Source organism: Porphyromonas sp. C0041D3, from assembly GCF_056590575.1.
This window is the reverse complement of the sequence record NZ_JBWPWJ010000002.1, coordinates 154026-179069: the sequence shown is the minus strand read 5'-3', so window position 1 is coordinate 179069 and position 25044 is coordinate 154026. Positions and strand designations below refer to the sequence as shown.

At 54.2% G+C, this 25044-nt stretch carries 23 protein-coding genes; 1 reads left to right on the top strand and 22 read right to left on the bottom strand.

The features are described from left to right. Positions 1 to 14: 14 nt before the first annotated feature. The 17 genes from AC1EKE_RS01980 to AC1EKE_RS01900 all read right to left on the bottom strand — a co-directional run bounded on the left by AC1EKE_RS01980 (position 15) and on the right by AC1EKE_RS01900 (position 18360). A complete protein-coding gene (locus AC1EKE_RS01980; protein ID WP_480307876.1) occupies positions 15 to 2972 on the bottom strand; it encodes a putative LPS assembly protein LptD in 2958 nt (985 codons plus the stop codon). 59 nt (positions 2973 to 3031) lie between these two features. Further along, positions 3032 to 3925 carry a DMT family transporter gene (locus AC1EKE_RS01975; RefSeq protein WP_480307874.1) on the bottom strand — a complete coding sequence of 298 codons (894 nt, stop codon included), beginning with the start codon at positions 3923 to 3925 and terminating at the stop codon, positions 3032 to 3034. Positions 3926 to 4196: 271 nt separating this feature from the next. Next, the gene (locus AC1EKE_RS01970) at positions 4197 to 4523 is read right to left on the bottom strand and encodes a hypothetical protein (RefSeq protein ID WP_480307873.1); all 327 of its coding nucleotides are present in this window, start codon (positions 4521 to 4523) and stop codon (positions 4197 to 4199) included. Positions 4524 to 4530: 7 nt separating this feature from the next. After that, complete coding sequence (gene recF / locus AC1EKE_RS01965; RefSeq protein WP_480307871.1) at positions 4531 to 5649, bottom strand: DNA replication/repair protein RecF; 1119 nt, start codon at positions 5647 to 5649, stop codon at positions 4531 to 4533. A 14-nt stretch (positions 5650 to 5663) separates the two neighbouring features. After that, positions 5664 to 6647 (bottom strand): glycosyltransferase, encoded by a 984-nt coding sequence (locus tag AC1EKE_RS01960; protein ID WP_480307869.1) that lies wholly within the window; start codon positions 6645 to 6647, stop codon positions 5664 to 5666. 2 nt (positions 6648 to 6649) lie between these two features. After that, the gene (gene folB / locus AC1EKE_RS01955) at positions 6650 to 7027 is read right to left on the bottom strand and encodes a dihydroneopterin aldolase (RefSeq protein ID WP_297126437.1); all 378 of its coding nucleotides are present in this window, start codon (positions 7025 to 7027) and stop codon (positions 6650 to 6652) included. Beyond that, positions 7002 to 8072 carry a chorismate mutase gene (locus tag AC1EKE_RS01950; protein WP_480307867.1) on the bottom strand — a complete coding sequence of 357 codons (1071 nt, stop codon included), beginning with the start codon at positions 8070 to 8072 and terminating at the stop codon, positions 7002 to 7004. The genes folB and AC1EKE_RS01950 overlap by 26 nt, the downstream gene beginning before the upstream one ends. Beyond that, on the bottom strand, positions 8072 to 9085 hold the full coding sequence (locus tag AC1EKE_RS01945) for a DHH family phosphoesterase (protein ID WP_296162864.1): 1014 nt from the start codon (positions 9083 to 9085) through the stop codon (positions 8072 to 8074). The genes AC1EKE_RS01950 and AC1EKE_RS01945 overlap by 1 nt, the downstream gene beginning before the upstream one ends. A 6-nt stretch (positions 9086 to 9091) precedes the next feature. Further along, positions 9092 to 10363 (bottom strand): DEAD/DEAH box helicase, encoded by a 1272-nt coding sequence (locus AC1EKE_RS01940; protein ID WP_480307865.1) that lies wholly within the window; start codon positions 10361 to 10363, stop codon positions 9092 to 9094. A gap of 19 nt (positions 10364 to 10382) precedes the next feature. After that, a complete protein-coding gene (locus AC1EKE_RS01935) occupies positions 10383 to 11180 on the bottom strand; it encodes a type 2 periplasmic-binding domain-containing protein (RefSeq protein ID WP_480307863.1) in 798 nt (265 codons plus the stop codon). 9 nt (positions 11181 to 11189) lie between these two features. Next, complete coding sequence (locus tag AC1EKE_RS01930) at positions 11190 to 13430, bottom strand: putative porin (protein WP_480307861.1); 2241 nt, start codon at positions 13428 to 13430, stop codon at positions 11190 to 11192. Next, entirely contained in the window at positions 13427 to 14806 is a 1380-nt protein-coding gene (locus AC1EKE_RS01925) for a dihydroorotase (protein ID WP_480307859.1), read from the bottom strand. Before AC1EKE_RS01925 ends, AC1EKE_RS01930 begins: the two co-directional genes overlap by 4 nt. Then, on the bottom strand, positions 14766 to 15548 hold the full coding sequence (locus AC1EKE_RS01920; protein ID WP_480307857.1) for a polyprenol monophosphomannose synthase: 783 nt from the start codon (positions 15546 to 15548) through the stop codon (positions 14766 to 14768). The genes AC1EKE_RS01925 and AC1EKE_RS01920 overlap by 41 nt, the downstream gene beginning before the upstream one ends. Beyond that, the gene (locus tag AC1EKE_RS01915) at positions 15545 to 15925 is read right to left on the bottom strand and encodes a hypothetical protein (RefSeq protein ID WP_480307855.1); all 381 of its coding nucleotides are present in this window, start codon (positions 15923 to 15925) and stop codon (positions 15545 to 15547) included. The genes AC1EKE_RS01920 and AC1EKE_RS01915 overlap by 4 nt, the downstream gene beginning before the upstream one ends. Beyond that, positions 15925 to 16245, bottom strand: a complete 321-nt coding sequence (locus AC1EKE_RS01910) for an FtsB family cell division protein (protein ID WP_480307853.1) — start codon at positions 16243 to 16245, stop codon at positions 15925 to 15927. Before AC1EKE_RS01910 ends, AC1EKE_RS01915 begins: the two co-directional genes overlap by 1 nt. Before the next feature lie 538 nt (positions 16246 to 16783). Then, on the bottom strand, positions 16784 to 17788 hold the full coding sequence (locus AC1EKE_RS01905) for an IS3 family transposase (RefSeq protein ID WP_480307852.1): 1005 nt from the start codon (positions 17786 to 17788) through the stop codon (positions 16784 to 16786). An 8-nt stretch (positions 17789 to 17796) separates the two neighbouring features. After that, the gene (locus AC1EKE_RS01900) at positions 17797 to 18360 is read right to left on the bottom strand and encodes a transposase (RefSeq protein WP_480307850.1); all 564 of its coding nucleotides are present in this window, start codon (positions 18358 to 18360) and stop codon (positions 17797 to 17799) included. 170 nt (positions 18361 to 18530) lie between these two features. Here AC1EKE_RS01900 and AC1EKE_RS01895 point away from each other — a divergent pair, with 170 nt between their 5' ends. Continuing rightward, a complete protein-coding gene (locus AC1EKE_RS01895; protein WP_480307848.1) occupies positions 18531 to 20615 on the top strand; it encodes a S9 family peptidase in 2085 nt (694 codons plus the stop codon). 59 nt (positions 20616 to 20674) lie between these two features. Here the strand turns inward: AC1EKE_RS01895 and AC1EKE_RS01890 are convergent, their stop codons facing one another. From AC1EKE_RS01890 to era, 5 genes are read right to left on the bottom strand one after another with little or no spacing between them, the layout of a single operon-like run. Then, positions 20675 to 21352, bottom strand: a complete 678-nt coding sequence (locus AC1EKE_RS01890) for an RluA family pseudouridine synthase (protein ID WP_480307846.1) — start codon at positions 21350 to 21352, stop codon at positions 20675 to 20677. Positions 21353 to 21356: 4 nt separating this feature from the next. Beyond that, positions 21357 to 22106, bottom strand: a complete 750-nt coding sequence (gene fabG / locus AC1EKE_RS01885; RefSeq protein ID WP_480307844.1) for a 3-oxoacyl-[acyl-carrier-protein] reductase — start codon at positions 22104 to 22106, stop codon at positions 21357 to 21359. 13 nt (positions 22107 to 22119) lie between these two features. Continuing rightward, on the bottom strand, positions 22120 to 22758 hold the full coding sequence (locus tag AC1EKE_RS01880; protein WP_480307842.1) for a TetR/AcrR family transcriptional regulator: 639 nt from the start codon (positions 22756 to 22758) through the stop codon (positions 22120 to 22122). 6 nt (positions 22759 to 22764) lie between these two features. Then, positions 22765 to 24087: a ribosome biogenesis GTPase Der gene (gene der / locus AC1EKE_RS01875; protein WP_296161212.1), complete on the bottom strand. Its 1323-nt coding sequence runs from the start codon at positions 24085 to 24087 to the stop codon at positions 22765 to 22767. A 44-nt stretch (positions 24088 to 24131) separates the two neighbouring features. Further along, a complete protein-coding gene (gene era / locus AC1EKE_RS01870; RefSeq protein ID WP_480307840.1) occupies positions 24132 to 25034 on the bottom strand; it encodes a GTPase Era in 903 nt (300 codons plus the stop codon). Between the last annotated feature and the right edge of the window lie 10 nt (positions 25035 to 25044).

Genomic DNA, 25044 nt, shown 5'->3' with positions numbered 1-25044 from the left:
GCTGTCTCGATGGATCAGTAGTACCATGGATTGGTCCGCTGGGGATGGCTGCTCTCTTGATACTTCAGGTCCTGGAGGAGAGAGGCATCGACTGCAATGGAGAAGTTGTATGACTTGTAGGGTCCCACCGGGATGAAGCTGGCACGCATTGACCAGCAGTGGAGGTCACGCTGCAGGTTGCACGACATATTGGTGATCTTATTGAGCTGGAAATTATAGTTGGCGGAGAAGTTGAAGTGCCAATTCTTCGTCACGCTCAGGCTGCCATTGAAGCTAAGATCCTGAGAGAACTTGTAGGTGAATTCCCGGATCCGAGGATCAAAAGGACCCTGACCCATCGTGAGACTATAGTTGAAGCCCAGATTCCAGTCAATCACATTCTTGCTGTACCCGTATGGATCGTACTCGAGATCGCTCTGTCCGGAGGAGAAGAGGGAGCCTCCGCCACCGCCATCCGGAGAGTTGCCGGATCCTCCGCGTGGTCGCTGCTCGGTGCCGGGAGGATTGGCTGTGTCATCACCCTCATCCTTCTCGTCCTTGCGCCTCAGCCCCACCTTGGCAAGCAGCTCACTGAGGGTCTTTGGGTTAAGGTTGTAGGAGAAGCTTGTCGAGGTGCCTCTAAACCAGCCGATCCCCTTCCCAGCGGTGATGCGTAGCTTGTCGACACGGTAGGGTACTATCTTTCCGTCATACTCGTAGTAGTCCCAGATGTAGGGGTCAAAGGAGCCACCCAGCCTCAGCGTAAAGTCCTTGGTAAAACGGAGGGATATATTGGCTTGGAAGTCACTCCATCGGAAGGAGTCGGCGGCAAAGTTGTAGGAGGTGGAGAAGGAGAGATTGTCTATCAGACTGATCTTTCGCGCCTTGACACTATCGCTCTTCGCAGCCAACTTTGCCTCGACATTATTGCTTACGGAGAGGCTAACGCTACCGCTTTTGCCTCTGCCGGGGACACCAAATAGCTGTCCATCGTAGGGACTATACCACTTATCCAGCTGACGTCCGTCCCTACTGATGTATTGCAGATGCTCCCAGTAGCCAAACCTTGGGTCGGCGAAGTCAGGCTGGTAATTGAGTGAGATCGAGGGCTCCATACGGTGGCGAATCATCTCCACATTTTTTCCGGCCCAAGGGACCCATGACATGGGCTTAAAGAATCCGTAGATGGTCGTCGAGAGGGCGAGCGAGGCACGGAAGTCGTACACTCGATTGAAGCCATAGGTGGTGTCCACGGGAATGATATCGTTCTTCTCGGGATCGTAAGCGCGAGTCACCCGGGAGCTGTACCATCGCTCGTTGTAGCTTACAGAGGGGGTTACCTTAAAATAATTAAAGAGGTCGAAGGAGGCACTCACAGGGATGGAGTGGCTCACGCCATTGCGCCAGTCCTTGATGAGGTTGGTCCTAAAGAGTCGATTCTCCTTCGTGGTGATTGAGTTTCGCAACTGACCGGAGTAGGAGAGAGAGATCTTCTCGTACCATCTCTCCTTACCGACAGCTTTTTTTCGCTTAAAGGGGAAGATCCTGCTTGCCGACCAAGAGAGGTTGGGTAGCGTCACAGCTACCGTACTATCCTGGGAGCGCTGTGTGATGTCCACCGATCCGGTGATGGACCAGGGGCTATTGGGGAAACGTCTCGAGAAGCTGATCGAGGAGCTCTTGGTATTCTGACCCATCATCGCCTGATTATAGAGCGCGTTGAGGTCGTTGTGGTTGTAGGAAGAGGTGGAGAAATTGACGTTGGCAGAGAAGGTCCTGTAGGGATCAGCCTTAGGATCTTGCTGGTGGGACCAGGCGATGCGGAAGTCGGTACTCTCGGAGTAATCGCCGGCGATGCGGTCTCCGCGCTTCGTCTTGAGGTAGGAGGCGTTGACGGACCCGCTGTGCCGGTAGCGCCGACGATAGGTAGAGCGTCCTGTGAGCCCCCAGGAGCCCTTGGTATAGAGATCTCCGGTCACCTCGAGGTCTACATGATCATTGAGTGCCAGGTAGTAGCCCCCATTGCGGAGGTAAAATCCTCTGTCGCCCTCCTCTCCGTAGGTGGGCATCAGGAGTCCGGATGATCGCTTCGTAGTGAAGGGGAAGAAAGCGAAGGGCAAGCCTATCGGCAGTGGCACGTCAGCCACTACGAGATAGACCGGTCCGGAGACCAGATCCTTGGCGGGGCGGACCTTAGCCTCCGTCATGGCGATGTAGTAGTGGGGATGCTCGTGGTTCTCACAGGTGGAGTATTTGCCGTCCTTCATATAGAGGTCAGAGTTCTCCATACGCTTGGTCTTCTGCGCCACGACATAGCCTTCGCCTTGCTTCGTGATTACGTCAGTGATGTAGCCACGCTGAGTCTTGACATTGTAGCGCATTGACTTCGCCTCGTACTCGTCCTGACCTGTGGTGATCTTGGCGTAGTGACGCTCTTTCTTGAGGGAGTCGGGATAGTCGATGTAGGTGGAGAAGATAGTCCCCGAGTCGGTCTTCATCTCCATAAAGTCTCCCGTGATCTTATTGTCTCCATAGTTGATCGTCCCCTCACCGTACATACGCACGATATTGCGCTTGGGGTAGATCGCAATGGAGTCATTGGAGGTGAAGTCCATCGGAGCCTTGAGCTCACTCAGTAGACTGTCCGGCACGATACTATCCTTCCGAAGGCTATCCGCAGGGATGCTATCCCCTGGCTCCGCTCTACGCCCCTCCCTCGAGAGTGAGTCGGATGTTGCTATACTTTGGTCGAGGCTGTCTCTCAGTGCTTTTACCGTCTCTACTGAGCCTGTCGGTAGGGAGTCTGTGACTACTGTGGGGGTCTCTTCCCTTGCCGGGAGGGAGTCCCTTGCTGCTGCCACCTTTGCCACCTCCTCAGCGGTGATGCTCCGCCGATGGACACCGCACCCGGTGACGAGAAACCCCACGAGGATCAACAGTGTGATCCACGTGCGGTAGGGATAGGAGAGAAAGTGGTGACCGTTAGCCTTCATGCAGTCCTAATAGTGAGCCAGTCATCCCTTCGGTGACAGCTTCGGGCAAAGGTACTATTTTACTTGCTCTTATCTGTGGTCAGGAGCACCACTGCCACGAGGATCATCAGTATCCCGAGGATGCGGATAGGTGTCAGCACTTCGCCAAAGGCAATCACCCCGACCATGACTGCCGTCATAGGCTCCAGCGCACCCATCACTGCAGTCGGTGTGGAACCTATGAGATCTATTGCCTTGACCAGCGTGATATTGGAGATCGTGGTGGATAGGACACCCAGCAGCACTAAGTTGGTCCAGTCCATCGCCGAGGCAGGTAGCACCATCTTGTCGTCCGCAATGCAGTAGAGGGATAGGAAGACAGTGGTGATCAGTAGGATGTAGAAGGTCAGCGCCTCGTGGCTCAGCGTCCGGGCCACACTCTTATTGACCGTGATGATGTAGACGGCGTATAGGAATCCACTTGTGATTACCAGAGCAGGTCCCTCGGGATTGATGGGCTCTGAGGAGGTGACCCCACTGACGAGAGAGACCCCGGCCACAGCTGCCATGATCGCCATCATGCCTCTCTTGCTGAGCCGGACACGGAAGATCAGCAGCATAAGGAGGGCGACGAATATAGGATAGGTGAAGTGTAGAACCGTGGCCATACCGGAGGAGATGTACTCGTATCCGGTGAGGAGCAGGTGTGCCGTGGCAAAGTAAAGGAAACTGAGGAAAAGGAGCCTGACAAATTGCTTCCTCGTGATGCGGAGGGAGGACTTACGGACCAAAACGTATATGCTCATCGCCAAGGTGGCAAAGAGGAAGCGGTACATAAGGACCGTGGAGGTGGGCATCCCATCTGCGAGGAGCGGGACGCTGAAGAGAGGGATGAGTCCGAATGTAAAAGCTGAGAGAAGGGCGGCAGTGTAGCCCTCTGCTGTCTGATGTCTTTTCTTTGCGATCTCTGTCATTCGATATGCTGATTTGGTCGCAAAGGTAGCTCATTTCCGCTACAAAGAGCGCCCATGGGTCAGTCGTTATTGGGCAATCGCATCAGAGTCAGCACGCAACCTTTTACCGGTATTAGAGAATCCTTTTATCGGTATTAGTCGTCACTAATATCGGTAAAAGAAATACGCTAGAGGGATGGGGCGCTACTCCATCCTCCCCTGAGCCTTGCTTGTCCCACCCCAGTGATCAGCTATGGTCTGAGTAATAGAGACTTGTATAGATTGTCTCTCGTTACTGTTGGCCGCTGTCCTGGAGTACTATCGAGAGGGTGTCAAGCTTGTACCGATTCATCAGCGGTCTGAGGTGCTGCTCTATGGTGGGGCGCTCTCGGCGGAGGAGATTAAGTGCTACACTGGAGGAGCAGTGGATGACTAAGGTGGACTTGCTCTCGTCAAAGGTAAAGACAGGTCGGATCCGTCGCAGCCTGATCCCCGGCAGAGATTGCCACTGCTCGAGGAATGCCCGATGTCGCTCAAGGTCTGTGAAGAGGGAGGGCTTATTCCCCTCTCTCATCTCCTGCAGTATCTTACCCAGTGTCTCCGACCTATAGATGCGCATAACCCTCTCAGAGTACTGTAGAGACCCCGTCCTCCACCCGGACGATGGTATACTCTGTGTCCGGTAGCTGGGCGATGATCTGATCTAGGTATTTCCTATTGGTATCGGTCATAAAGATCTGCCCAAAGTCCTCCCCGGCCACGAGGTGGACGATCCTATCGACTCGCTCCTCGTCAAGCTTGTCGAAGACATCGTCCAGTAGCAGGATCGGACTATTATTGGGGTAGAGTGTCGAGAGGATCTTGAACTGTGCAAACTTGAGTGCGATCATATAGCTCTTGCACTGACCCTGGGAGCCGATCTTCCGGATCAGTGTCTCCTCCAGGAGCATTTCCAGGTCGTCCTTGTGCGGACCGACAGTGGTATAGCCCATGTAGAGATCCGCCTGTCGGGTCGACTGCCAAGCCTCCATAAAGTCCTCGGCTAAGGGCAGGTGATCTGTCGCGAGTGAGGGCTGATACCGGATGTCCACCATATCCCTTGACTCCGTGATGTAGCTGTAGTAGGAGAGGAAGATAGGCTTCATCCGCTCAGTCCAGTCGGCTCTGTGCCTGACGATTGTCTCAGCCTCACCAGCCATCTGGTGGTCTAGGATATTGAGGGTAGGGAGGTCGAGGAAGCCTTTATTCTTTAGGAGAGCATTACGTTGCCCGAGGAGCCTGTCGTAGTGCATCACTGACGTGAGGTAGGGATTGGACTCCTGGGCGATGAGCTGGTTCATAAACTTTCGCCGCTCCACGCTGCCGCCTCGTATCAGGTCTATGTCGGAGGGAGCGATCATGACGACCGGTAGCTGCCCTATGTGATCGGTGATGCGGTCGTATCGCTTCCTATTTCGCTTGATCACTTTGGGCTTCTCCGTGGTGATACCGATATTGATCGCCACCTCGTCCTCACCCACTCGGTAGCCGCCTTGGAGGATGGCGTAGGTCTCACCCTTCCGGATCACCATCTGGTCAGGCACATGGAGGTGCGACTTGGTGAAGGAGAGGTAGTAGATGCTGTCCATGAGGTTTGTCTTCCCCATGCCGTTATTGCCGATGATGCAATTGAGCTTATCGGAGAAGGTCAGGTCGCAGCTCTCGATATTCTTGAAGTTGGTGAGCGAAAGGTGTTTCAGGATCATCTCGTGATGTGCTATTACTGACGGATCAGCGTATTTCGGAGACGAAGGAGCAGCTCGAGACCCTTCAGTCCGGTGAGTCGCCAAGCTCTGTTAGCGAGTCGCACCTTTGGGCTTTGGTTATAACTTAGGAGGTACTGGTGCTCCCGCATCCAGGGCTCTATGCTCTGCCTTTCCTCCTTAGTGAGTACATCCATATGGCTGAGCAGGATGCAGTACTCTGTAGCGTAGAAGGAGAGGAGTGCCTCTCTCATCCCAGGCGAAGGTTGGCTGTCAGCGAGCTGAAGCCCGTCCTCGATGATGAAGACTAGGTCGTGGAAGCGTCTCGGGGAGTACTCCCTTGTGATCGAGCCGTCCACCTCCTGCCGGTAGCCATAGAGGTAGTCGTGGAGGAAAAGACTGCCCTCTGCATGACAGAGAAGGCGCATAAACCACGGGATGTCCTCTGAGGTGATCCCCGGGATGAAGGATAGCTCACTCTTGATGAGGAAGTCTCGGCGGAGAATCTTGATGCAGGCACTCATGGGGGTGTCTCCTGACCGGAGGATGCTCCTCAGCGCCTCCTCGCCACTGACTACCTCCGGGACGTAGTTGCCGAAGTCTCTCCAGCGTCTCTGCCTTTCCTTTGAGAAATAGTAGACCCAATTGAACCCGATAAAGTCGCACTTCGAATGGCTATCCATAGCGTCAAGAAGCGTGGTGAGCGTATCCTGCCGTAGCCAGAAGTCGTCGCTGTCTAAGAAGAGGACAAACTCCCCCTGAGCTCTTGCCAGACCATTATTTCGCGCAACGCTCAGCCCCTGATTGGGCTGGTGCAGCACCTCTATCCGAGGATCGTTCGCTGCGAATTGGTCGCAGATCGTCCCGCTACCATCGGTGGAGCCATCGTCGACGAGGATGGCGTGCCAGTCAGTGAAGTTCTGATGCACGACACTCCTGATGCACTCCTCGAGAAATCGAGAAGTATTGTATACCGGGATGATAATGGAGACGCGAGGCATTGTCAGAAGGTCGCTTCGGCAGAGAAGGTCGCTCCATCCCCACGGAAACCCTTGATCGGGGGCTGGACCTTGGTGATCGAGACGGAGGCCCGATTGATTGAGAGTGACGCTGTCTCCAGCTCCTGCAGGATCCTATAGGCCACATGCTCTAAGAGGTCAGAGGGACGCTCCTCAGTCATCACACGTCGTACTAGATCGTAGAGATCAGCGTAGCTGATCGTCTCTCCCACGTTGTCACTCATCATGGCGGAGTGCTCTGTAGGCCAGACAGAGAGGGAGACGCTGTAGGTATTACCTGCCACTTTTTCCCTCTCCTCCACACCATGACCGGCACGGAAGAGGAGATTAGTGAGATCAATCCTTGTCTGAGTGATTTTCATTCTTTAGTCGCTTGATCTGATCGGTGAGTGAGTAGTCGTGGATGCTGCGGAAGAGATCCTCCACCAGATCAGGCGAGATCCCGTAGAGCTCTGCCTGACGCCTGTGGTGATGGATCATACTCTCAAGCCGTGCTGACTGTAGGGGCGTGAGGTGATGAGTTGCCTTCCACGCACCTATCTCTGTGGTCAATTCGGATCTCAAAGAGAGGAGATGTATGAGGTCACTGTCGACCTTATCTACCTGCTCCCTGTAGGCGGTAAGGGCGCAGTCACCATGGGTGGACTCGCCGTGAAGGAGAGTGCTTATCTCCTCCGGGATGATCTGCTGAGCTGCATCTGTCAGGGCCGTCTCCGGGTGGTAGTGACTCTCGATAAAGAGCCCATCGTAGTCTCTACGCTGCGCCTCCTCGACGATCTCTCTCAGTAGACGACGGTCTCCAGTGATGTGGCTGGGGTCACAGAGGATCGGGAGCTCCGGATTGTGAGACTTAAAGTCATCTACCGCCTCCCACAAGGGATCATTACGGAGGAGTCCACCCGCCACAGTGGTGAATCCTCTCAGGATCAGTCCTATCCTTATCAGGTGATGGCGCTGTAGTCGCTCGATCGCCCCCTGCCACAGCTGGAAGTCTGGCGCTATGGGATTCTTGACCAGTATGGTCAGATCACTACCATCGAGGACCTTTGCTATCTCCTCCACCACGAAGGGGGATCCTGTAGTGCGGGCACCGAGCCAGACGAAGTCACACTTGTACCTGAGTGCTATCCGTGCATGCTCCGGTAGGCAAACCTCAGTCCCCACTTTGAGCCCCAACTCGTCAGCAGCCTCGCGCATCCAGCGTAGTCCGATCTCCCCGACACCCTCGAAGGCACCCGGTCGTGTCCGGGGCTTCCAAGCGCCGGCACGGACCACCCCGATCCCACACTCCTTGAGTCGGCGCATGGTCTCATAGATCTGCTCCTGAGACTCGATACTGCAGGGACCAGCGATGATCGGGAGATCGCCCTCAGGCCATATCTCCCCGGGGAAGAGCGAAGGGATCATCAGGGATGGAGTATTCGTACTGCTGTCTCGACCAGCTTATAGGTATTGGATAGGGTGTCGCAGACTTCAGCTCCTGCCGCATTGGTATGCCCACCGCCGTTGAAGAACTTGGTGGCAAATTCATTTACGGCAAAGCTCCCCTTGCTTCGCATAGAGATCTTGGTGTACTTCGGCATCTCATGGATCAGGATTGAGAATTCGATGTCCTTAGCTGCGAGGGGATCATTCACCAATCCCTCTACGTCACCGGTCTGGTAATTGTACTTTCCCTTATCTGCCATACTTAGGGTGATGATGGCAGTCTTGAACTGAGGGAAAAAGGTGATCTTGTCAGCCATCAAGTGCGCTGTGAGGCGCAGCTTATCGATGGTAAAGCTCCTATTGATTGCGTCGTAGACGGCATCCTTTCGCACCCCCAGCTCGAGCAGCTCTGAGATGACCTGATAGATCTCGGGGTCCTCAGAGTTGTAGGCAAAGTTCCCCGTATCAGTCATCATACCGGTATATATAGCTGTGGCTGCTTCCGTGGACAGCAGGTCTCTCCATTCCATCGCACGGATCAGCTCATAGACAATCAGGCAAGTGGAGGATCTGTCGGGATAGGAGAAAGAGAGGTCTGCAAAGTCGGAGGGGTAGGGATGGTGATCGATCAGAAGCTTAAGCGCCTCTGACTCCTCCAGCGGGGCGGTCAGTTGCTCGACCCTCTTTGTCTCATTGAAGTCAAGGCAGAAGAGCCCCTCCGCCTCACGTATTGCCTGGAGAGCCTCCTCGGGCTTATCCTTAGCAATCAGTGCCTCCGATGCCCCGGGCAGGAAGGCAAAGCTTTCCGAGTAAGCCGTCGGGTAGACAACCGTGGCGGAGTGTCCTAAGGTTCGAAGAAGTGAGGCAAAGCCGAGTGTGGAGCCTACAGCGTCACCATCCGGTGAGACGTGTCCCAAGAGTGTGATACGGCGTGGTACGGAGAGGAAGTCCTGTAGCTTGGCAAGGTCTTCTTTAGCAAAGTCTATCTTCATTTGGTCTTATTTCTTAGATCGGTTACCGGGTCTTCTCCCACCTCTACCACGAGAGGATCCTCCTCGTCTACCGGAGCGACCCTTTCCTCTATCCTCTGAGGAGCGTGGCTTGCCGGGCTTAAAGTCTGCCGGGAAGTCCGGTCGCTGCAGCTTGTAGCCGAGGAATTTCTCGATCCTGGCAAATGAGTCCTTATCCCTCGGGGATACAAAGGTGACTGCTGAGCCACCCAGGTTGTCTCCGCGCGATGTGCGACCAATGCGGTGGACATAGTCCTCCGGGTCGGAAGGCACGTCGAAGTTGATGATCAGCTCGATATTATCGATGTCGATGCCGCGTGAGAGGATATCGGTAGCCACGATGACGCTGGCATGTCCATTTCGGAAGCGGTGCATCACCTCATTGCGCTCCTCCTGGCTCAAGTCGGAGTGCATCTGCTCGACCGAGTGCCCTTGCATACGCAACATACGAGCAGCCTCCTTGACCCTCTTCTTAGCTGCGAGGAAGACGATGCACCTCTCCGGTCGCTGCTCATTGAGTAGCGATACCAGTAGCGACAGCTTATCGTCATCGGACACAACGAAAGCGGACTGGCTGATGCTCTCAGGGGGACGCGAGATAGCGATATTGACCTCCTTTGGCCGACGCATAATCTTGCGGGCAAAGGTTCGGATCTGCTCCGGCATGGTGGCAGAGAACATCACGGTCTGCACGCCTTTCTTTGGCAAGAGGGACTGGATCTTGAGTATATCCTCCGAGAAGCCCATATCCAGCATCCGGTCTGCCTCATCCAGGATGAAGAAACTCACCTGAGAGAGGTCGACTGAGTTCATATCAATATGGGACAGCAGGCGCCCGGGGGTGGCTACGATAATGTCGGCACCCTTGGCCAGCGCTCTGCGTTGCTGCTCGTACTCTATGCCGTCGGTACCTCCGTAGATCGGCTGAGCATTGACCTTGACGTAATAGGCAAAGCCATCGATCTGACGGTCGATCTGCTGCGCCAGCTCTCTCGTCGGCGCCATAATGACGCAATTGACGTGATCCTTTGGGTAATCCCCGTAGGCTAATTCGCTTAGGACCGGGAGTAGATAGGCAGCAGTCTTGCCGGTACCGGTCTGGGCACAGGCGATGATATCCTCGCCGTCCATAATTAGGGGAATCGTTGCTGCCTGTACCGGAGAGGGCTTGCCATAGTTCATTGTCTCCACCGCATCCTCAACATCAGGGTGGAGACCAAAGTCATAAAAGGAGTCTATCTGTGACTCTTGCTTGGTCATATTTCTATCTTACGTACTATTATTCTGTCGTATCTGTCTTGCGGATCCTCTGATTGAGGGTGTCTCTCAGGCTCTCTGCATCAGACCTGATGAGCCATACCTGGGGTGCCTCCAGCGATATGTCAGTAACCACTCGGATCTGTGGAAAGCGCTCAGCCATCTCTTTGGCGAGGTTATGCTTCACCACTGCGAAGTAGATCTTCCCCTTTACCATCTCCAGCATCATCTCGAGAGGCGGCAGATTGATCTCGCTTGGTCGGATGGCCGTATAGGAGATGTCGTGGAGGTTTTGGAGGATCAGGCGCACCTCCTTGTCCTCAGCAGAGTAGTAGACCTCCACGGGACTGGGACCACTCAGTACATCACCCCAGGAGAGACTGTCCTGCAGACTCATCAGTGCATAGTGCGAGCTACTGATGGGGTCTGTCGTGAGGAGGTCGGAGCTCTCCGATAGATCTGTGGAGGCTTGCTGAGTGGCTAGTATATCGACCCTCTTCTCCCTCAGCAAGTCTGTCCCAAGGCTCTTCTCAGATACCGGCACCCATATATAGCTTATGCCGGTCAGCAGCCTGTCTGCTACCGCAGGCAAGCTTCCGGAGATCTCCCCCTTATCATCGATCTCAAAGAGCCCCGGCTCCATTACCACCGCTATCCGTAGTGGATGAAGACTATCTCCTGTGGGGACTTGTGCCATCCTCTCTATCGGACCAAGAGTCTCTCGCTGGGAAGTGCCTCGGCGAAGTACGATAAAAAGGAGTACCCCAAGGATCACCACGAGTGCCCCAATCAAGGATGCATAGGATCTACTGACCTTCATACTCGGGTATCAATTCTTTAGGTCCACAACTACACCAAACTGCACCTGAGGTGGGTAAGTGGGGTAGTAGGGCATAGTGAAGTGGTTAGGTTTAAATATCTGCGAGCCGACATTGTAGTATCTCACGAAGACGCGTGCTCGCTTGAGATGAAAATTGGCATACGCTGTCATCATAGGAGCGTCCCCACCGATAAGGATCTTATCCTGAGGGGTAAACATCTGTGTCGTAGGCTCATAGTAGGGTGCCGTATAGCTGCTGTGCCACTTGGCATCCACACCCACCTGCAGGGTCATCACCTTGGCGATGAGTCCGCTGAAGTAGAGATTGGCATACGCTGCAAACTCCGGCATCGGGATCACGTAGCTGTCGCTACTACTCTGCCAGACGAAGGAGGTCTCAAGATTGACAAACCTCCACCTCACTGCTTGGTCAAAGCCAGCACTGATCACTCTGACGTTGCCCTCATGCTGGATCGGCTGATAGGACACAGAGTCGACCTGATAGGGATGCTGGATCGTCTCCGCACGTACAAAGAGATGAGACTCTGTCGCAGGGATAGTAAGGTCAGCTCCGAGTCTCAGCCGCTGAGTATTCTTTAGGTCTCTATCCCAGGCGTGGAATGTACTCTTGAAGTGCTCCAAGAAGTAGGGTGGCACCGTATTGAGGAAAAGTCCATTCCCACTCAGGATCACGTCCCTCTTAAAGAGCTTCATCCTCAGATCCACGTTACCCCTCACATCGATCTCACCGGCGCGATAGCCCTCGACACCTACCTGTCCCTGCACATACCACTTCAGGTGCTTGAAGGAGTCGCTCTTGATCCTCCCACCGACGAGGGTGGAGTGTAGCTTGGACCCCTGCTCTTCGTAAGGGAGATCCAGTCGCTCAGCATCCTCAGGCAGGATGAGTGGCTGCTTATTGATCTGGTAGTCAAAGGAGGCAAAAGCGCTGATGCCCATCTTCGCCCACTTATGGAAGCCCTCCATCAGCTCTACGCCCACGGTATTCGATATGGTAGCGCTGCTGAAGCGGTCGTAAGGATAGTACTTCATCCCCTCCTGCTTGGGAATGAATTTCTCCTTAAATCGATCAAGCAAGGCAGGATCCTGAGAGACAAACTCGTGGCTGCCTCGCTCTATCGTCAGGTCATGGAAGATCGAGGTGACGGGGACGAAGACCTTCTTCACTACTTCGTCTTTCTCCTCGTTGTTGTCTTCGTCTCCCTTATCCTTCGGTGGCGCACTCCTCCTAAGTATCTTCTGCTCCTTAGGTGCTCCTGTCGGTGCTGCAAGGGAGTCGGGCTCAGTAGCCACTACCGGTGCTGCTGGTAGTGAGTCCTGCTTGGCTACTTCGTCCTTTAGTGGAGTCTTGGGGGGGGCGACCAACTTCCCATCCTTATCGTACTCTCGGTAGCGTCCGAGGCGATACCTGTGGTGAAGCCGTCCGCGACCATAGGAGGCGGAGTTCCAGGTGGACTTATATCGGGTCGGGATGTCGCGAGGTAGCAGCGTGCGTCGTCCGCCCGCTATCTCCTCCACATTGGAGATATACCTCATATCGGTGATACCGCCATTCTCCTGGTTGATGACGTTGGTATTCCCCACCTCGGCAAAGAGCTCATACCGCCCCTTGGTGTAGGAGCCAAAGATTCGATAGGTGAGCGCTTGCGAGGCAGTATTATTGTACACGCCATTGGCCTTGTCAATCTCTGCTTCCCCGCCGAGATTGACATTGGGACCCAGGTTTGTGGTAAAGAGGGCATGTAGGAGCTGCTCAAGCTCGTTGGATCCGCCCAGCTTCTGCACGCTAAGGTAGGTGTAGGGTACCTTGGTGTCAAAGTACCTCGCCATAGTCCCTCTCCTGAGAAGGTGGAAGTAGGGCGCCAGGTAGTAAAAGTCTCCCCACTGGTCGATCGGCTGGTCAAAGTAGACCTTGGACTGATAGGGACCTGCATAGGTGCCTAAGTAGCTCTCCGCGACGCTCCTGCCCTCGATGTGCTCTCGCCTGAAGGAATTGAGCTTGAGGGTATCAATGGGAGCCGGTCGCAGGTCTCCCGTGCGACCGGTCAGGTAGTAGCTCTCGAGCGTCCCGTGCCGATCGGCATCGGTGTCGTCATTGAGTAGCGAGTCGGGGGCGATGATACGATCCCGAAGTTGCTTGTCGATGTCGATCTGTCCCAGTGCCCTTCCTCCACCGAGGAGCATAAGGCAGCAGGTAGCAAGGATAGGAAAAAGGCCACTCCTGCTCATCTCGGAAGTCGATTGCCAAAGGTGAGAGCTCTCTTCGAACGGAGAGCAAGTGCCTCATCGAGCACTCCTCCTCGCACTACAGGAGCTCCATTAAGTATCGTCCCGACGACGCTGCTACGGAAGGTCTCTCCCTCAAAGGGACTCCAGCCACACTTGCTTCGGATCACCTCCTTTGTCACGGTAGTACTCTTATGAGGGTCTACCAGCACCAAGTCAGCGTAGTAGCCCTTACGGATAAATCCTCGCTCCTCGATGCCGTAGAGTAGGGCGGGATTGTGTGCCATATACTCCACTACCCGCTCGATCGGAAATATCCCCTCACGGACCAGCTCCAGCATGAGGGGGAGGGAAAACTGCACCAGCGGTCCTCCGCTCTTTGCTCCGAGTGCACCACCCACCTTCTCTTCCGGCAGGTGGGGCGAGTGGTCTGTCGAAACGACATCGACAAGGTCACTATTGATGGCAGCTCTCAGAGCATCTCGGTCGCGCTCAGTCTTGATGGCGGGATTCCACTTTACCCTTGCCCCAAGTCGCTCGTAGTCCTTATCGGTAAACCAGAGGTAGTGCACGCAGACCTCCCCGGTGATCCTCTTGCTGCTAAATCCCTCTGCTGTGCGAGGCTTCAGCAGTGACAGCTCGTCCTCCGTGGATAGGTGGAGAATGTGAAGTCTTGCCCCTGTCTCCTCCGCCATGGCGACTGCTCGTCTGCTGCACTCATAGCACGCCTCTCGACTCCTGATAAGGGGATGAAACTTTACCTCCGGATCATCTCCGTACAGTGCAGTATACTTCGCCTTATTGGCCCGGATGATCTCCTCATCCTCACTATGGATGCAGATCAGTGTGGGACACTCCGTAAAGATCCGACGGAGCGTCTCCGGAGAGTCGACCAGCATATTGCCGGTGCTGGAGCCCATAAAGACCTTTACCCCTGGGGTGTGCTTCAGATCAAGCCTTGAGAGCAGGTCGACATTCTCATTCGTAGCGCCGAACATAAAGGAATAATTCCCCATCGACTCCTCCTCAGCGCGTCTCATCTTGTCCTCCCACGTCTCAAGTGTGGTGGTCTGAGGGAGGGTATTGGGCATCTCGGCATAGGAGGTGACTCCTCCCAGCAGGGCAGCGCCACTCTCCGAGGTGATCGAGCCCTTGGCGGTCAGCCCCGGCTCCCGGAAGTGGACATGCATATCGATCACCCCCGGTAGGCAGAGCAGTCCCTCTGCCTCGAGGACCTCATCAGCTGAGGGTAGGGGCTCCTCGTCGCGGATGATCTCCGTGATACGCTCCCCGGTGATCAGGATCGAGCCACGGAATGACTCGCCCTCATTGACGATCTCAGCGTCGTGGATCAGTAGTCTCTTCTCGTCTCTTCTCATATCCTGTTGTCTTGGGTATCTTGTGGGTGAGTGACCAGTAACGCATCTTAAGCACACCGAAGAAAGCTTCGCCAAAGATACCTGAGCTCATCTTGCTGACTCCCAGTCGCCTATTCACAAAGATAATCGGCACCTCCTGTATCCTGAAGTCACAGAGCGTCGCTGTGTACTTCATCTCGATCTGGAAGGCGTACCCCTTGAAGTGGATCTTATCCAGGTCGATCGTCCGAAGCACCTCGGCTCGGTAGCAGACAAAGCCTGCCGTGGCGTCATAGACCTTCATCCCCGTGATCGTACGGACGTAGAGGGAGGCAAAGTAGCTCATCAGCACGCGACCAAGAGGCCAATTGACCACATTGATACCGGTCAGGTATCTCGACCCCACCGCCACGTCAGCTCCGCCACTGTGACACGCCTCGTAGAGCTTGGGTAGAGACTTGGGATCGTGGCTAAAGTCAGCATCCATCTCCAAGATGTAGTCGTACTCGTGCTCGAGAGCCCACTTGAATCCAGCAATATAGGCAGTCCCCAGCCCCTGCTTGCCACTGCGACTGAGCAGGAAGACCCGTCCCGGTAGCTCCTCAGCGATCTTGGTCACCTCGGCACCGGTGCCGTCGGGCGAACCGTCGTCCACGACAAGGATGTCAAAGGAGGGATCGCTCAGCTCCAGCACAGCGGCCATGATGGCACGGATATTCTCTATCTCATTATAGGTAGGTATGATGACAAGCTGTCGCGTCATAGTTTATTTTCCTTTTCTGTGTGACTGAGGGCAAAAAAAGTGTAGGCAACGAAGACCGTACCGATCACGAAGAAGAGGATCCACATACTCCTGCCCTCTACAGCAGAGCCCCCGGCAATCATGTACATAGCAGCACCGAGGAAGTTCATCCGCATCAGTCGCTTGGCACGTACCCCGAGAGTACTCACCCGACGGGCATCGGAAATATGGCTGATGATGATCAAGAGCCCGCCTGCAAAGAGGGTCCATCCGCCCACCTGGGGAAGCCAGATATGGAGAATGGCCCCGAGGGCGCAGGCTATCAAGCCTGTCGGGTAGAGAGTGCTCCTGATGGTCATGTGTGGTCTCTTCTGACCACCACTCTGTAGGTCTGTCATTACTTCTTGTCCGGGTCTGTGAGCAAGTAGAGATCTTCGTCCTCCTCCTTCATTAGATAGCGCTCTCTCGCATACTTCTCGAGCATATCACGCTTGTACTTGATCTCATCAAGGTGTCTCTGAGACTTCTTGATCTCATCCTTGTAGTACTGATACTCCTCCTGCTTCTCCTTGAGCTGTCGGGAGGTCTTGATCTGAGACCAAATACTATGCTGACCAGGGACCACAAGCATAACGGCAAGTAGTCCGGTCATCAGGAAGAGTGGATTGACGTTGTAGAAGAAGTCTTTCACCCTATGCCAATATCCCTTAGCTGACATAATGGAAGTCTATATAAAGAGCCGATGAAGAGTTAGTCGAACGTTACTACTATCTGACTACAAAGGTAGCAAATAATCCGCCTCTGGTGGATGGAGAAGCAATATTGCAGAAAGCAGTCGTGTGCTCATAGGGGGTGGATCTTGATGAGTAGGTACGCATATTATAAGTCCACACTTCTTTCCGACCTGATGATTGCCTACAGGGATGCAATCTATGCGGAGCGAAAAAGCCCGAGTCAATCGTCCATCCTAACCGCCCATGGAGGCGTCTATCTAATACCGATATTAGAGAAGACTAATACCGGTATTAGACAAGACTAATATCGGTAAAAGAATTGAGCCTGCAGTCGGGGCGATTTTTCTAACATCTTATGCGATTCCTGGAAAAAGTACACAGTTGACTGAATATTACTAGGACTGTATACCGGTCATTGGATTAAGACCTGAGAGTGTACACACCCGGAAGGGGTTAGGTGTCAACTCGTATACAAATATACCCATTTATTGCTAATGAGTACACACTTATTTTGCAAGTCCTTTATGGTCGCAGGACTTCTCCGTTGGAGGCGGGAAAGGCCCCACCCCCACCCCCTCTTTGGGGGTGAGGGGCCTCTCCCGCCTCCTTCCCATTGGACAATAGGGGATTAGGGTAGTCGGGCAGTAGCATTTGCATAGGCGTTTTCATCCCTATTGCCCGATGAGGACGAGCTGTATTGTAGGTCATAACACTCGTCTTTACTGCTGACTTAGTATGCTCAAAATCAAGTTTTTCGGTGTCGTACAAGAAGTCGTTCTTCAGTGTTCCATTCAGCCGCTCTGCCATGGCATTGTGGAGAGGATCTCCGGTCTGGGTCACGCTGGTTATGATACCGTACTTCGCCTCTAACTCGGTCATTTCCTTTGAGATATACTGACATCCGCGGTCGCTGTGGAAGATCAGTCCCTCAAGTGGATATCCGTGCTTTGTAAAGAAGAGTATGGATTGCTTTAGAGCATTGAGGGGCCCTTCTGTCGAGAGGGTTTTGCGGAGGTCAAATCCGGTGATGATCCTGCTGTAGGCATCCATCGTAAGTGACAGATAGACAAAGCCTTCTAATGTCTTTACGTAGGTGATGTCGGAGACCAAGAGACGGCAATTGTCAGGGGCGATGTACTTTGGGATCGTATTGACATGATCCTCAAAGCCATGATTCACAACCCCTCTTGTCGTCCGAGGGGGGCGCTTCTTCTTGGCCTCTCTCAAGAGCATATTGTTGGCATCCAGGAGTTTGGACAGCCAGTCTCGCCCTACGGTGAAGATGTCACGGAAGTATTCATTTGACAGCTTGTGGAGTACGGTCACACCCGCCCTTGGCAGCTGCTCTCGCTGTCGTCTGCAAAAGTAGAGTACTGCGCTCGCCTTGGTGGACTCATCGTAGCCCTCGGTGGAGAGACGAGCAGCCTGAGCCCTCACTCTATTGTAGTAGCCTTTTCTGCTGACGCAGAGGTATTTGCAACACTTGCTTACACCGATTGAGCGACCACTGATGTTCTTATCTTTCATCTCACCCACTAGTCTAAATCGTTCTTTTTTTTTAGATCAATGTGGTACTTGGAAGACAGGTAGTCCAAGGACGCTTTTTTGATCTCGCACTCAATTTGTGCCTCTCGAAGTCTTACTTTAAGCTCTTCACACTCACGCTCTTTCTCGATAAGCTTGCGCTCGATATCGCTGATATTCTTACTCATAACCTGCTCTCTGATTTGTTTTGGGGTTGTGACCCCAAAGGTACTGATCCAGCGGGATATCGTTGTAATCGGCACATCGTGACGCTTACTTAGTGACGCAAGAGTCTCGCCCGTACATACCATTTCGCGCATGACTTTTAATTTAAACTTCTCGTCGTAGCTCCTCTGTTTCAGACCCGTTTTTTGGCTCTTCCGAGAGGTCTCTCCCGACTTTTTCGCTTCTTTCTTGTTGTTCATTTCTGCTCCTCTATGTGTGTACTTTTCTAGGACACCACATCTGTCGGTAGACAAAAAGAGTATGTCCGGTCTCTGATCAGGAGCCGGATGGTGGTGATAGGCCTCGAGGACTATCGCAGGCGCTTTGTAGTGCCGGAATAAGTCATCCATGCTGCTTTTAGTGTCTATCTGTCCGCTCCTATGAGGGGTATATGCCCCATTCGTCGCTCTCTCTGACTAATTTTTCTGACCGCTATGGTCGGGAGGTGTCGTAATAATTGTGTACTTTCGCAATTGTGAAGTACGAAGCACAAATACCTTTTTAATCATAACACGTACACATGTCAAAATTCTTATCCCTTATGACCCTTGCAGCGACCGGAGCACTTATGCTATGCTCTCCGGTGAGCGCAACAACGGCAAGTGAGACCGCCGGCGAGGGTAAAGTCTTCACCGCTGAGGCGATGCACAAGCTTTATCGCATCGGGGGCATCCAACTCTCTCCGGACGGGAAGCACTTCATCTACACCCGCTCTATGGCTCAGCTCGAGCAGAATAACTTCTACTCCGAGATCATGGTCGGTGAGACTGGTAAGCCTGGTAGCGGACGAGCCATCCTCGGCAAGAATGCCGGTCACTCTCCGGTTTTCCTCGATGATCAGACGATTGCTTTTGTCTCTACAAAGGGCGATAAAGCTCAGATCGCTCTCTGCAACTTAGACGGCAGTAACCTCCGCATGGTGTCGGACTATGACTTCGATGTGATCGACTTCCTTTACTCTCCCGATCGGAAGAAGGTGGTCGTCATCCGCGAGGTGATGCTCCCGGAGATCTCCAAGGAGGAGAACCCTGATCTCGGGAAGCAGACCGGGCATATCTACGACGACTTGATGTACAAGCACTGGGATGAGTGGAATGTCTCCGTGCCTCAGTCCTTCATCGCCACGGTAGGCACCGATGGCAAGGTGTCCAAGGAGCTTCGCTCAATCCTCAATGAGGGCGAGCTCTTTGAGTTGCCGACCAAGCCCTTTGGCGGTACAGAGCAGCTGAGCTGGACCAAGGACAGCAAGCAGATCGCCTACTCGTGCCGTAAGAAGGTGGGCAAGGAATACGCTGTCTCGACCAATACGGATATTTATCTCTTTGACCTCCAGAGTGGCAAGACGACCAACCTGACTGAGGGGATGATGGGCTACGATACCAATCCCACCTTCTCTCCCGACGGGACTAAGCTCGCGTGGCTCAGTATGGAGCATGACGGCTGTGAGTCGGACCTCCCGAGGATCTTCGTGATGGATATGAAGAGCGGGAAGAAGACCTTTGTCTCCAAGGACTATGAGTACTACCCACAGCAGCTGGGCTGGTGCTCTTGTGGTAAGAAGCTCCGCTTCGTCACCCCGGATCACGGCACGTCCAATCTCTTTAGCATCAATATCGAGACCGGGAAGGCTGAGCAGATGACAAAGTACGATCTCGCCGATGTGACGGGTTTCGCAGGCGAGGGTAAGGAGATGCTCCTCACCATACAGTCGATGGCTGAGCCGACCTCCGCCTTTGCTTACGATGTAGCAAGGGGGGAGGCGACGAAGCTGACCCCTGACAATGATGCCTTCCTTGCTGACTATCCCAATGTGACTGTACAGCGTCACATCGTTAAGACGACCGATGGCAAGGATATGATCACTTGGTTCATCCTGCCGCCCAACTTTGACCCCAGTAAGAAGTATCCCACCGTCCTCTTCTGCGAGGGAGGTCCACAGAGCCCGGTGACACAATTTTGGAGCTACCGCTGGAACTTCCGCACCTTTGCCTCCGCTGGTTTCATCATGGTAGCGCCTAATCGTCGCGGCACCATCGGTAATGGTAAGGAGTGGACGGAGCAGATCTCCGGTGACTATGGTGGTCAGAATATCAAGGACTATCTCTCCGCGATCGACTACGCTGCCACACTGCCCTATGTGGATAAGGATCGGCTCGGTGCCACCGGTGCCAGCTATGGAGGATTCTCTGTCTACTATCTCGCCGGGCACCATGAGGGACGCTTCAAGGCGTTCGCTGCCCATGCCGGGATGTTCAATCTCGATGCACAATACCTGGAGACAGAGGAGCTCTGGTTTACCAACTGGGACCTCGGTGGTCCCTTCTGGGAGAAAGATAAAGAGCGGGTACGCAACTCTTACTCCTTCTCACCCCACCATTTTGTCGACAAGTGGGACACGCCGATCCTCTGCATCGCCGGTGGGTATGACTTCCGCATCCTCTACTCTCAGGGTATGCAGGCCTTCAACGCTGCTCAGCTGCGAGGCATCCCCTCTCGTATGCTTTACTTCCCCGACGAGAGCCACTGGATCCTGAAGCCGCAGAATAGCGTCCTCTTCTATCGCACCTGGATCGACTGGATGAATAAGTGGCTCAATAAGAAGTAACACGAGCCCTACAAAGCAAAAGAGAGGCTGCCCGATCATCTCGGACAGCCTCTCTTGTATTATAGGTCTCGGACAGGATCCCAGACGGGGGTGGAGGGAAGTGGGGCAGTGAAGGTGATCGGCTCCCGTCGGACCGGGTGGATCAGCGTGAGTGAGCGGGCGTGGAGAGCTATGGACGCATCTGGGAGGGGGTGAGAGGCGCCATACTTGACATCACCGACGATCGGGCAGCCTATGGCTGCCAGCTGGGCACGGATCTGGTGATGCCGTCCGGTGTGGAGGTGGATCTCCAGTAGCGTCTGCCCTTCGGTAGACTGAGCCACCACTCGATAATCCAGCACCGCCTCCTTCGCCTCCTTCGTCCCCTTGCGGACTGGGTAGCTCTTATTTTGATCCCTATTGCGAAGGAGATGGTGGGTCAGAGTGGCAACAGGACGCTCCGGGCGTCCCTCGACAAGGGCGAGGTAGACCTTCTCAAGGTCGTCCCTACGGCGAAAGGCGTCATTGAGTCGGGTGAGTGCCTTGCTGGTGCGAGCAAAGAGTACCACCCCGCTCACCGGTCGGTCAAGTCGGTGTGCCACCCCGAGGAAGACAGCTCCGGGCTTACTGTACTTCTCCTTTATATAGGCTTTGCAGGTCTCTACAAGTGGTTCATCCCCGGTACGGTCCCCTTGTACGATCTCACCGGGAGCCTTGGAGACAGCGAGCAGGTGGTTGTCCTCGTAGAGTACCTCCATAGGATCAGAGTGCCATACCGCCACAGACCTGCAGCACCTGTCCGGTGATGTAGGAGGCATCATCAGAGAGGAGGAAAACGACTGCTCGGGCGACATCCTCAGGCGTGCCTGCACGACGGAGAGGGATCTCTGCGGTCCACGACTTCGTCTGCTCCTCGCTTAGCTGAGAGGTCATATCAGTCAGGATAAATCCGGGAGCGACCGCATTCACACGGATGCCGCGACTGCCCACCTCCTTAGCGAGAGACTTCGTAAAGCCGATGATCCCGGCCTTGGAGGCAGAGTAATTGGTCTGACCAGCGTTGCCATGGAGACCTACAACCGATGAGAGGCTGACGATGGATCCGCTGCGAGCGCGGATCATAGTGGGGAGTAGGGCAGAGGTGACATTGAAGACACTCTTCAGATTTGCACCGATAACGCTGTCCCACTGCTCCTCGTCCATGCGCATCAGGAGTCCATCGCGAGTGATACCGGCATTGTTGACTAAGTAATCAATGGTGCCGAAGTCCCTGAGCACGTCAGCGACAAAGACCTTGGCTGCCTCGTGGTCTGCAGCATCAAGAGCGTAGGCCTTGGCCTCCACACCCATTCCACGGAGCTGCTCCTCGAGAGAGGTAGTATTGGCATTGAGAGATCTGCCACAGAAGGCTATTTGGACGCCTCTCGAGGCGAGCTCGAGACAGATGGCGCGACCGATGCCACGGCTCCCACCGGTGACGATGGCGGTCTTGTGAGTCTGAGTAGTAGTCATATCGTGTATTGGATTATTCTTTGTCCTCTGTCTCATTACCTATCCCCTTGAGGATAAGGTCGTAGACGATGAAGTAGGTGCGCATGAGCGACTCGCGTGAGCGTCCCAGCTGTCCCCGGATGTAGGGTACCTCGAGCCCCTTAAGGCAGGCGTGCAGGAGCATCGTGGTGCGGGTCGGGTCAAGGGTGGGGCGAAAGTAGCCCCCGACTATCCCTTCCTGAAGCATCTGGCGGATGAGGCGTCGCTCGAGTACATCAAAGCGCACTCTGGCCCGCTCGAGGGTGGCTATGTCATTGAAGAACTCAGCCTCCAGTGTCCCATTCCACATCACTACGTTATTGATCATCTCCTCACGGCGACCTATGTAGCGCATAAGTTTCTCCGGTGTGGGGACGGGCAGATTGACAAACTTCTCCAGCTCGCTGTAGAGGAAGTCAAACTCCTCCTTGATCACCTCTAAGTAAATGTCCTCCTTGGTGCTGAAGTAAGTGTAAAGGGTTCGACGACTCTTGCCGGCACTCTTGGCGATGCCATTCATCGTCGTGTCACGGAATCCCAGCGAGGCGAAAAGGTCTCGAGCTACCTTGACGAAGTGCTGTCGAGTCCGCTCCGCCGTTGCTGTACGACGTTTCCGTTTCTTTACCTCAGCCATTGTTGGTCACTTCTCTCGGAAGAAGATGTTGATCGGGGTGCCACTGAAGTCCCAGTTGGCCCGTATCTTATTCTCAAGGAAGCGCTTGTAAGGCTCTTTGATCCACTGTGGCAGGTTGCAGAAGAAGACAAAGCTCGGGACAGTAACACCGGGTAGCATGGTGATGTACTTGATCTTGATCATCTTTCCCTTGATCATTGGGGGCGGGGTGGCGCCTATGATAGGGAGGAGTACCTTATTGAGCTGACCGGTGGAGATGCGGGTCTTCCGCTTGGCATAGATCTCCTCAGCGAGGTCAAGGATCTTAAGTACCCTTTGCCTCGTCAGGGCGGAGATGAAAAGGATCGGGAAGTCGGTGAATGGAGCCAGTCGGGCGCAGATGGCTGCCTTGTAGGTCTCCATTACTTCCTTCCCTTTCTCCTCGATCAGGTCCCACTTATTGACACAGACGATGAGTCCCTTGTTATTCTTCCGGACGATGGAGTAGACATTGACATCCACGGCCTCAATGCCTTGGGTGGCGTCAAGCATCAGGACGCAGACGTCAGAATTCTCTATCGCTGTGATGCTACGGAGTACCGAGTAGTACTCGATGTCCTCGCTCACCTTCCTCTTCTCCCTCACACCAGCGGTGTCCACGAGGAGGAGGTTGTGTCCAAAGCGATCATAATGAGTGTAGATGGAGTCCCTCGTGGTGCCGGAGACATCGGTCACAATGTGGCGATCCTCATCCAATAGTGTATTAACTAAGGTGGACTTACCGGCATTGGGACGGCCAACGATGGCGAGACGAAGCATATCCGGTACCTTCTCCTCCTCGACGCTATCTTCCGGAAGCATCGAGACCAGGGCGTCGAGGAAGTCACCCGTGCCGGCGCCATTGGTGGCAGAGATTGGGTAGGGGTCCCCGAGTGAGAGGGCGTAAAACTCCGCAGCGTAGGCATCCATAGTAAAGTTGTCAGCCTTGTTTGCCACTACCATAAGTGGCTTGTCTGTGCGACGAAGCATATTCGCAATCTCCATATCCAGTGGAGTGAGTCCCTCCTTCACATCGACGAGGAAGACGATCAGATCAGCCTCTGCAAGACCCATCTCTACCTGCTTATTGATGGCGGACTCAAAGGTCTCATCACTCTGACCGACCCAGCCACCAGTGTCGACTATGCTGAAGGAGCGCCCCTGCCACTCGCAGCGACCATACTGACGGTCTCGGGTAGTGCCGGGGGTGTCGGAGACGATCGCTGTCCGGGACTCGGTGAGGCGATTGAAGAGGGTGGACTTGCCGACATTGGGTCGGCCGACAAGTGCTACCAGTTTGCTATTGGCCATAGGGTGTATCTGTCTATTGTGTTATCGGTAGTGAAATAGGTTACTCAGCTCTTGGACTCGTAACCGAAGGATCGGAGTGCCCGATCGCTGTTGCGCCAGTCATCGGAGACCCCCACTTCGAGGCGGAGGAAGATCTTCTTCCCGAAGAACCTCTCTAAGTCGCGCCGAGCAAGGGTAGAGACTTTCTTAAGCGCTATGCCACCCTTGCCGATGATGATCCCCTTCTGGGACTCTCGCTCGACAAAGATTGTCCCTGTGATGCGTATCAGGTCATCGGACTCCTTGAAGGACTCTATCGCAACCTCGCAGGAGTAGGGAACCTCCTCCCTGTAGTAGAGGAAGATCTTTTCGCGGATAATTTCCGAGACAAAAAAGCGCGCCGGTCGGTCCGTCAGTGCGTCCTCGTCAAAGTAAGGGGGCGCCACTGGGAGCAGCTCGGGGATGCGCTCCTTGAGATAAGGGATACCGGCCCCATGCAGAGCAGCGAGAGGGAGGATCTCAGTGGCATTGGGAAGCCTGTCTCTCCAGCTCTCTATAAGTGCTGCCAGCTCATCCTGACTCATAAGATCCGCCTTATTGATCAGGACGAGGACGGGGATGTCAAGCTTAGCCACTTGAGCGACGAAGTCCGCATTCTTGTCCGCCTGCTCAATGGTATCAGTGACATAAAGAAGGATATCGGCATCCTCAAGGGCACTGCGTGAGAAGGAGAGCATATCCTCCTGCATACGATACTTGGGCTTAAGCACCCCCGGAGTGTCACTATAGACGATCTGCATACGATCGCTATTGACGATGCCGATAATGCGGTGCCTCGTCGTCTGCGACTTATTGGTGATGATGCTGAGTCGGTCCCCTACCAGCTGATTCATTAGGGTAGACTTGCCGACATTGGGATTGCCAACGATGTTGACGAAGCCGCTCTTGAAGTTTTCTATCTTATCCATCTCTATCACT

What these genes read in the sequence shown, in the direction of transcription:
- AC1EKE_RS01950 (WP_480307867.1), bottom strand. Translation starts at nt 8,072, where the DNA reads ATGATCCCTTCGCTCTTCCCCGGGGAGATATGGCCTGAGGGCGATCTC.
- AC1EKE_RS01970 (WP_480307873.1), bottom strand. Translation starts at nt 4,523, where the DNA reads ATGCGCATCTATAGGTCGGAGACACTGGGTAAGATACTGCAGGAGATG.
- AC1EKE_RS01945 (WP_296162864.1), bottom strand. Translation starts at nt 9,085, where the DNA reads ATGAAGATAGACTTTGCTAAAGAAGACCTTGCCAAGCTACAGGACTTC.
- AC1EKE_RS01960 (WP_480307869.1), bottom strand. Translation starts at nt 6,647, where the DNA reads ATGCCTCGCGTCTCCATTATCATCCCGGTATACAATACTTCTCGATTT.
- AC1EKE_RS01920 (WP_480307857.1), bottom strand. Translation starts at nt 15,548, where the DNA reads ATGACGCGACAGCTTGTCATCATACCTACCTATAATGAGATAGAGAAT.
- AC1EKE_RS01890 (WP_480307846.1), bottom strand. Translation starts at nt 21,352, where the DNA reads ATGGAGGTACTCTACGAGGACAACCACCTGCTCGCTGTCTCCAAGGCT.
- AC1EKE_RS01880 (WP_480307842.1), bottom strand. Translation starts at nt 22,758, where the DNA reads ATGGCTGAGGTAAAGAAACGGAAACGTCGTACAGCAACGGCGGAGCGG.
- AC1EKE_RS01975 (WP_480307874.1), bottom strand. Translation starts at nt 3,925, where the DNA reads ATGACAGAGATCGCAAAGAAAAGACATCAGACAGCAGAGGGCTACACT.
- era (WP_480307840.1), bottom strand. Translation starts at nt 25,034, where the DNA reads ATGGATAAGATAGAAAACTTCAAGAGCGGCTTCGTCAACATCGTTGGC.
- der (WP_296161212.1), bottom strand. Translation starts at nt 24,087, where the DNA reads ATGGCCAATAGCAAACTGGTAGCACTTGTCGGCCGACCCAATGTCGGC.
- AC1EKE_RS01915 (WP_480307855.1), bottom strand. Translation starts at nt 15,925, where the DNA reads ATGACAGACCTACAGAGTGGTGGTCAGAAGAGACCACACATGACCATC.
- AC1EKE_RS01980 (WP_480307876.1), bottom strand. Translation starts at nt 2,972, where the DNA reads ATGAAGGCTAACGGTCACCACTTTCTCTCCTATCCCTACCGCACGTGG.
- AC1EKE_RS01930 (WP_480307861.1), bottom strand. Translation starts at nt 13,430, where the DNA reads ATGAGCAGGAGTGGCCTTTTTCCTATCCTTGCTACCTGCTGCCTTATG.
- AC1EKE_RS01905 (WP_480307852.1), bottom strand. Translation starts at nt 17,788, where the DNA reads ATGAAAGATAAGAACATCAGTGGTCGCTCAATCGGTGTAAGCAAGTGT.
- AC1EKE_RS01895 (WP_480307848.1), top strand. Translation starts at nt 18,531, where the DNA reads ATGTCAAAATTCTTATCCCTTATGACCCTTGCAGCGACCGGAGCACTT.
- AC1EKE_RS01935 (WP_480307863.1), bottom strand. Translation starts at nt 11,180, where the DNA reads ATGAAGGTCAGTAGATCCTATGCATCCTTGATTGGGGCACTCGTGGTG.
- recF (WP_480307871.1), bottom strand. Translation starts at nt 5,649, where the DNA reads ATGATCCTGAAACACCTTTCGCTCACCAACTTCAAGAATATCGAGAGC.
- AC1EKE_RS01940 (WP_480307865.1), bottom strand. Translation starts at nt 10,363, where the DNA reads ATGACCAAGCAAGAGTCACAGATAGACTCCTTTTATGACTTTGGTCTC.
- folB (WP_297126437.1), bottom strand. Translation starts at nt 7,027, where the DNA reads ATGAAAATCACTCAGACAAGGATTGATCTCACTAATCTCCTCTTCCGT.
- AC1EKE_RS01910 (WP_480307853.1), bottom strand. Translation starts at nt 16,245, where the DNA reads ATGTCAGCTAAGGGATATTGGCATAGGGTGAAAGACTTCTTCTACAAC.
- AC1EKE_RS01900 (WP_480307850.1), bottom strand. Translation starts at nt 18,360, where the DNA reads ATGGATGACTTATTCCGGCACTACAAAGCGCCTGCGATAGTCCTCGAG.
- fabG (WP_480307844.1), bottom strand. Translation starts at nt 22,106, where the DNA reads ATGACTACTACTCAGACTCACAAGACCGCCATCGTCACCGGTGGGAGC.
- AC1EKE_RS01925 (WP_480307859.1), bottom strand. Translation starts at nt 14,806, where the DNA reads ATGAGAAGAGACGAGAAGAGACTACTGATCCACGACGCTGAGATCGTC.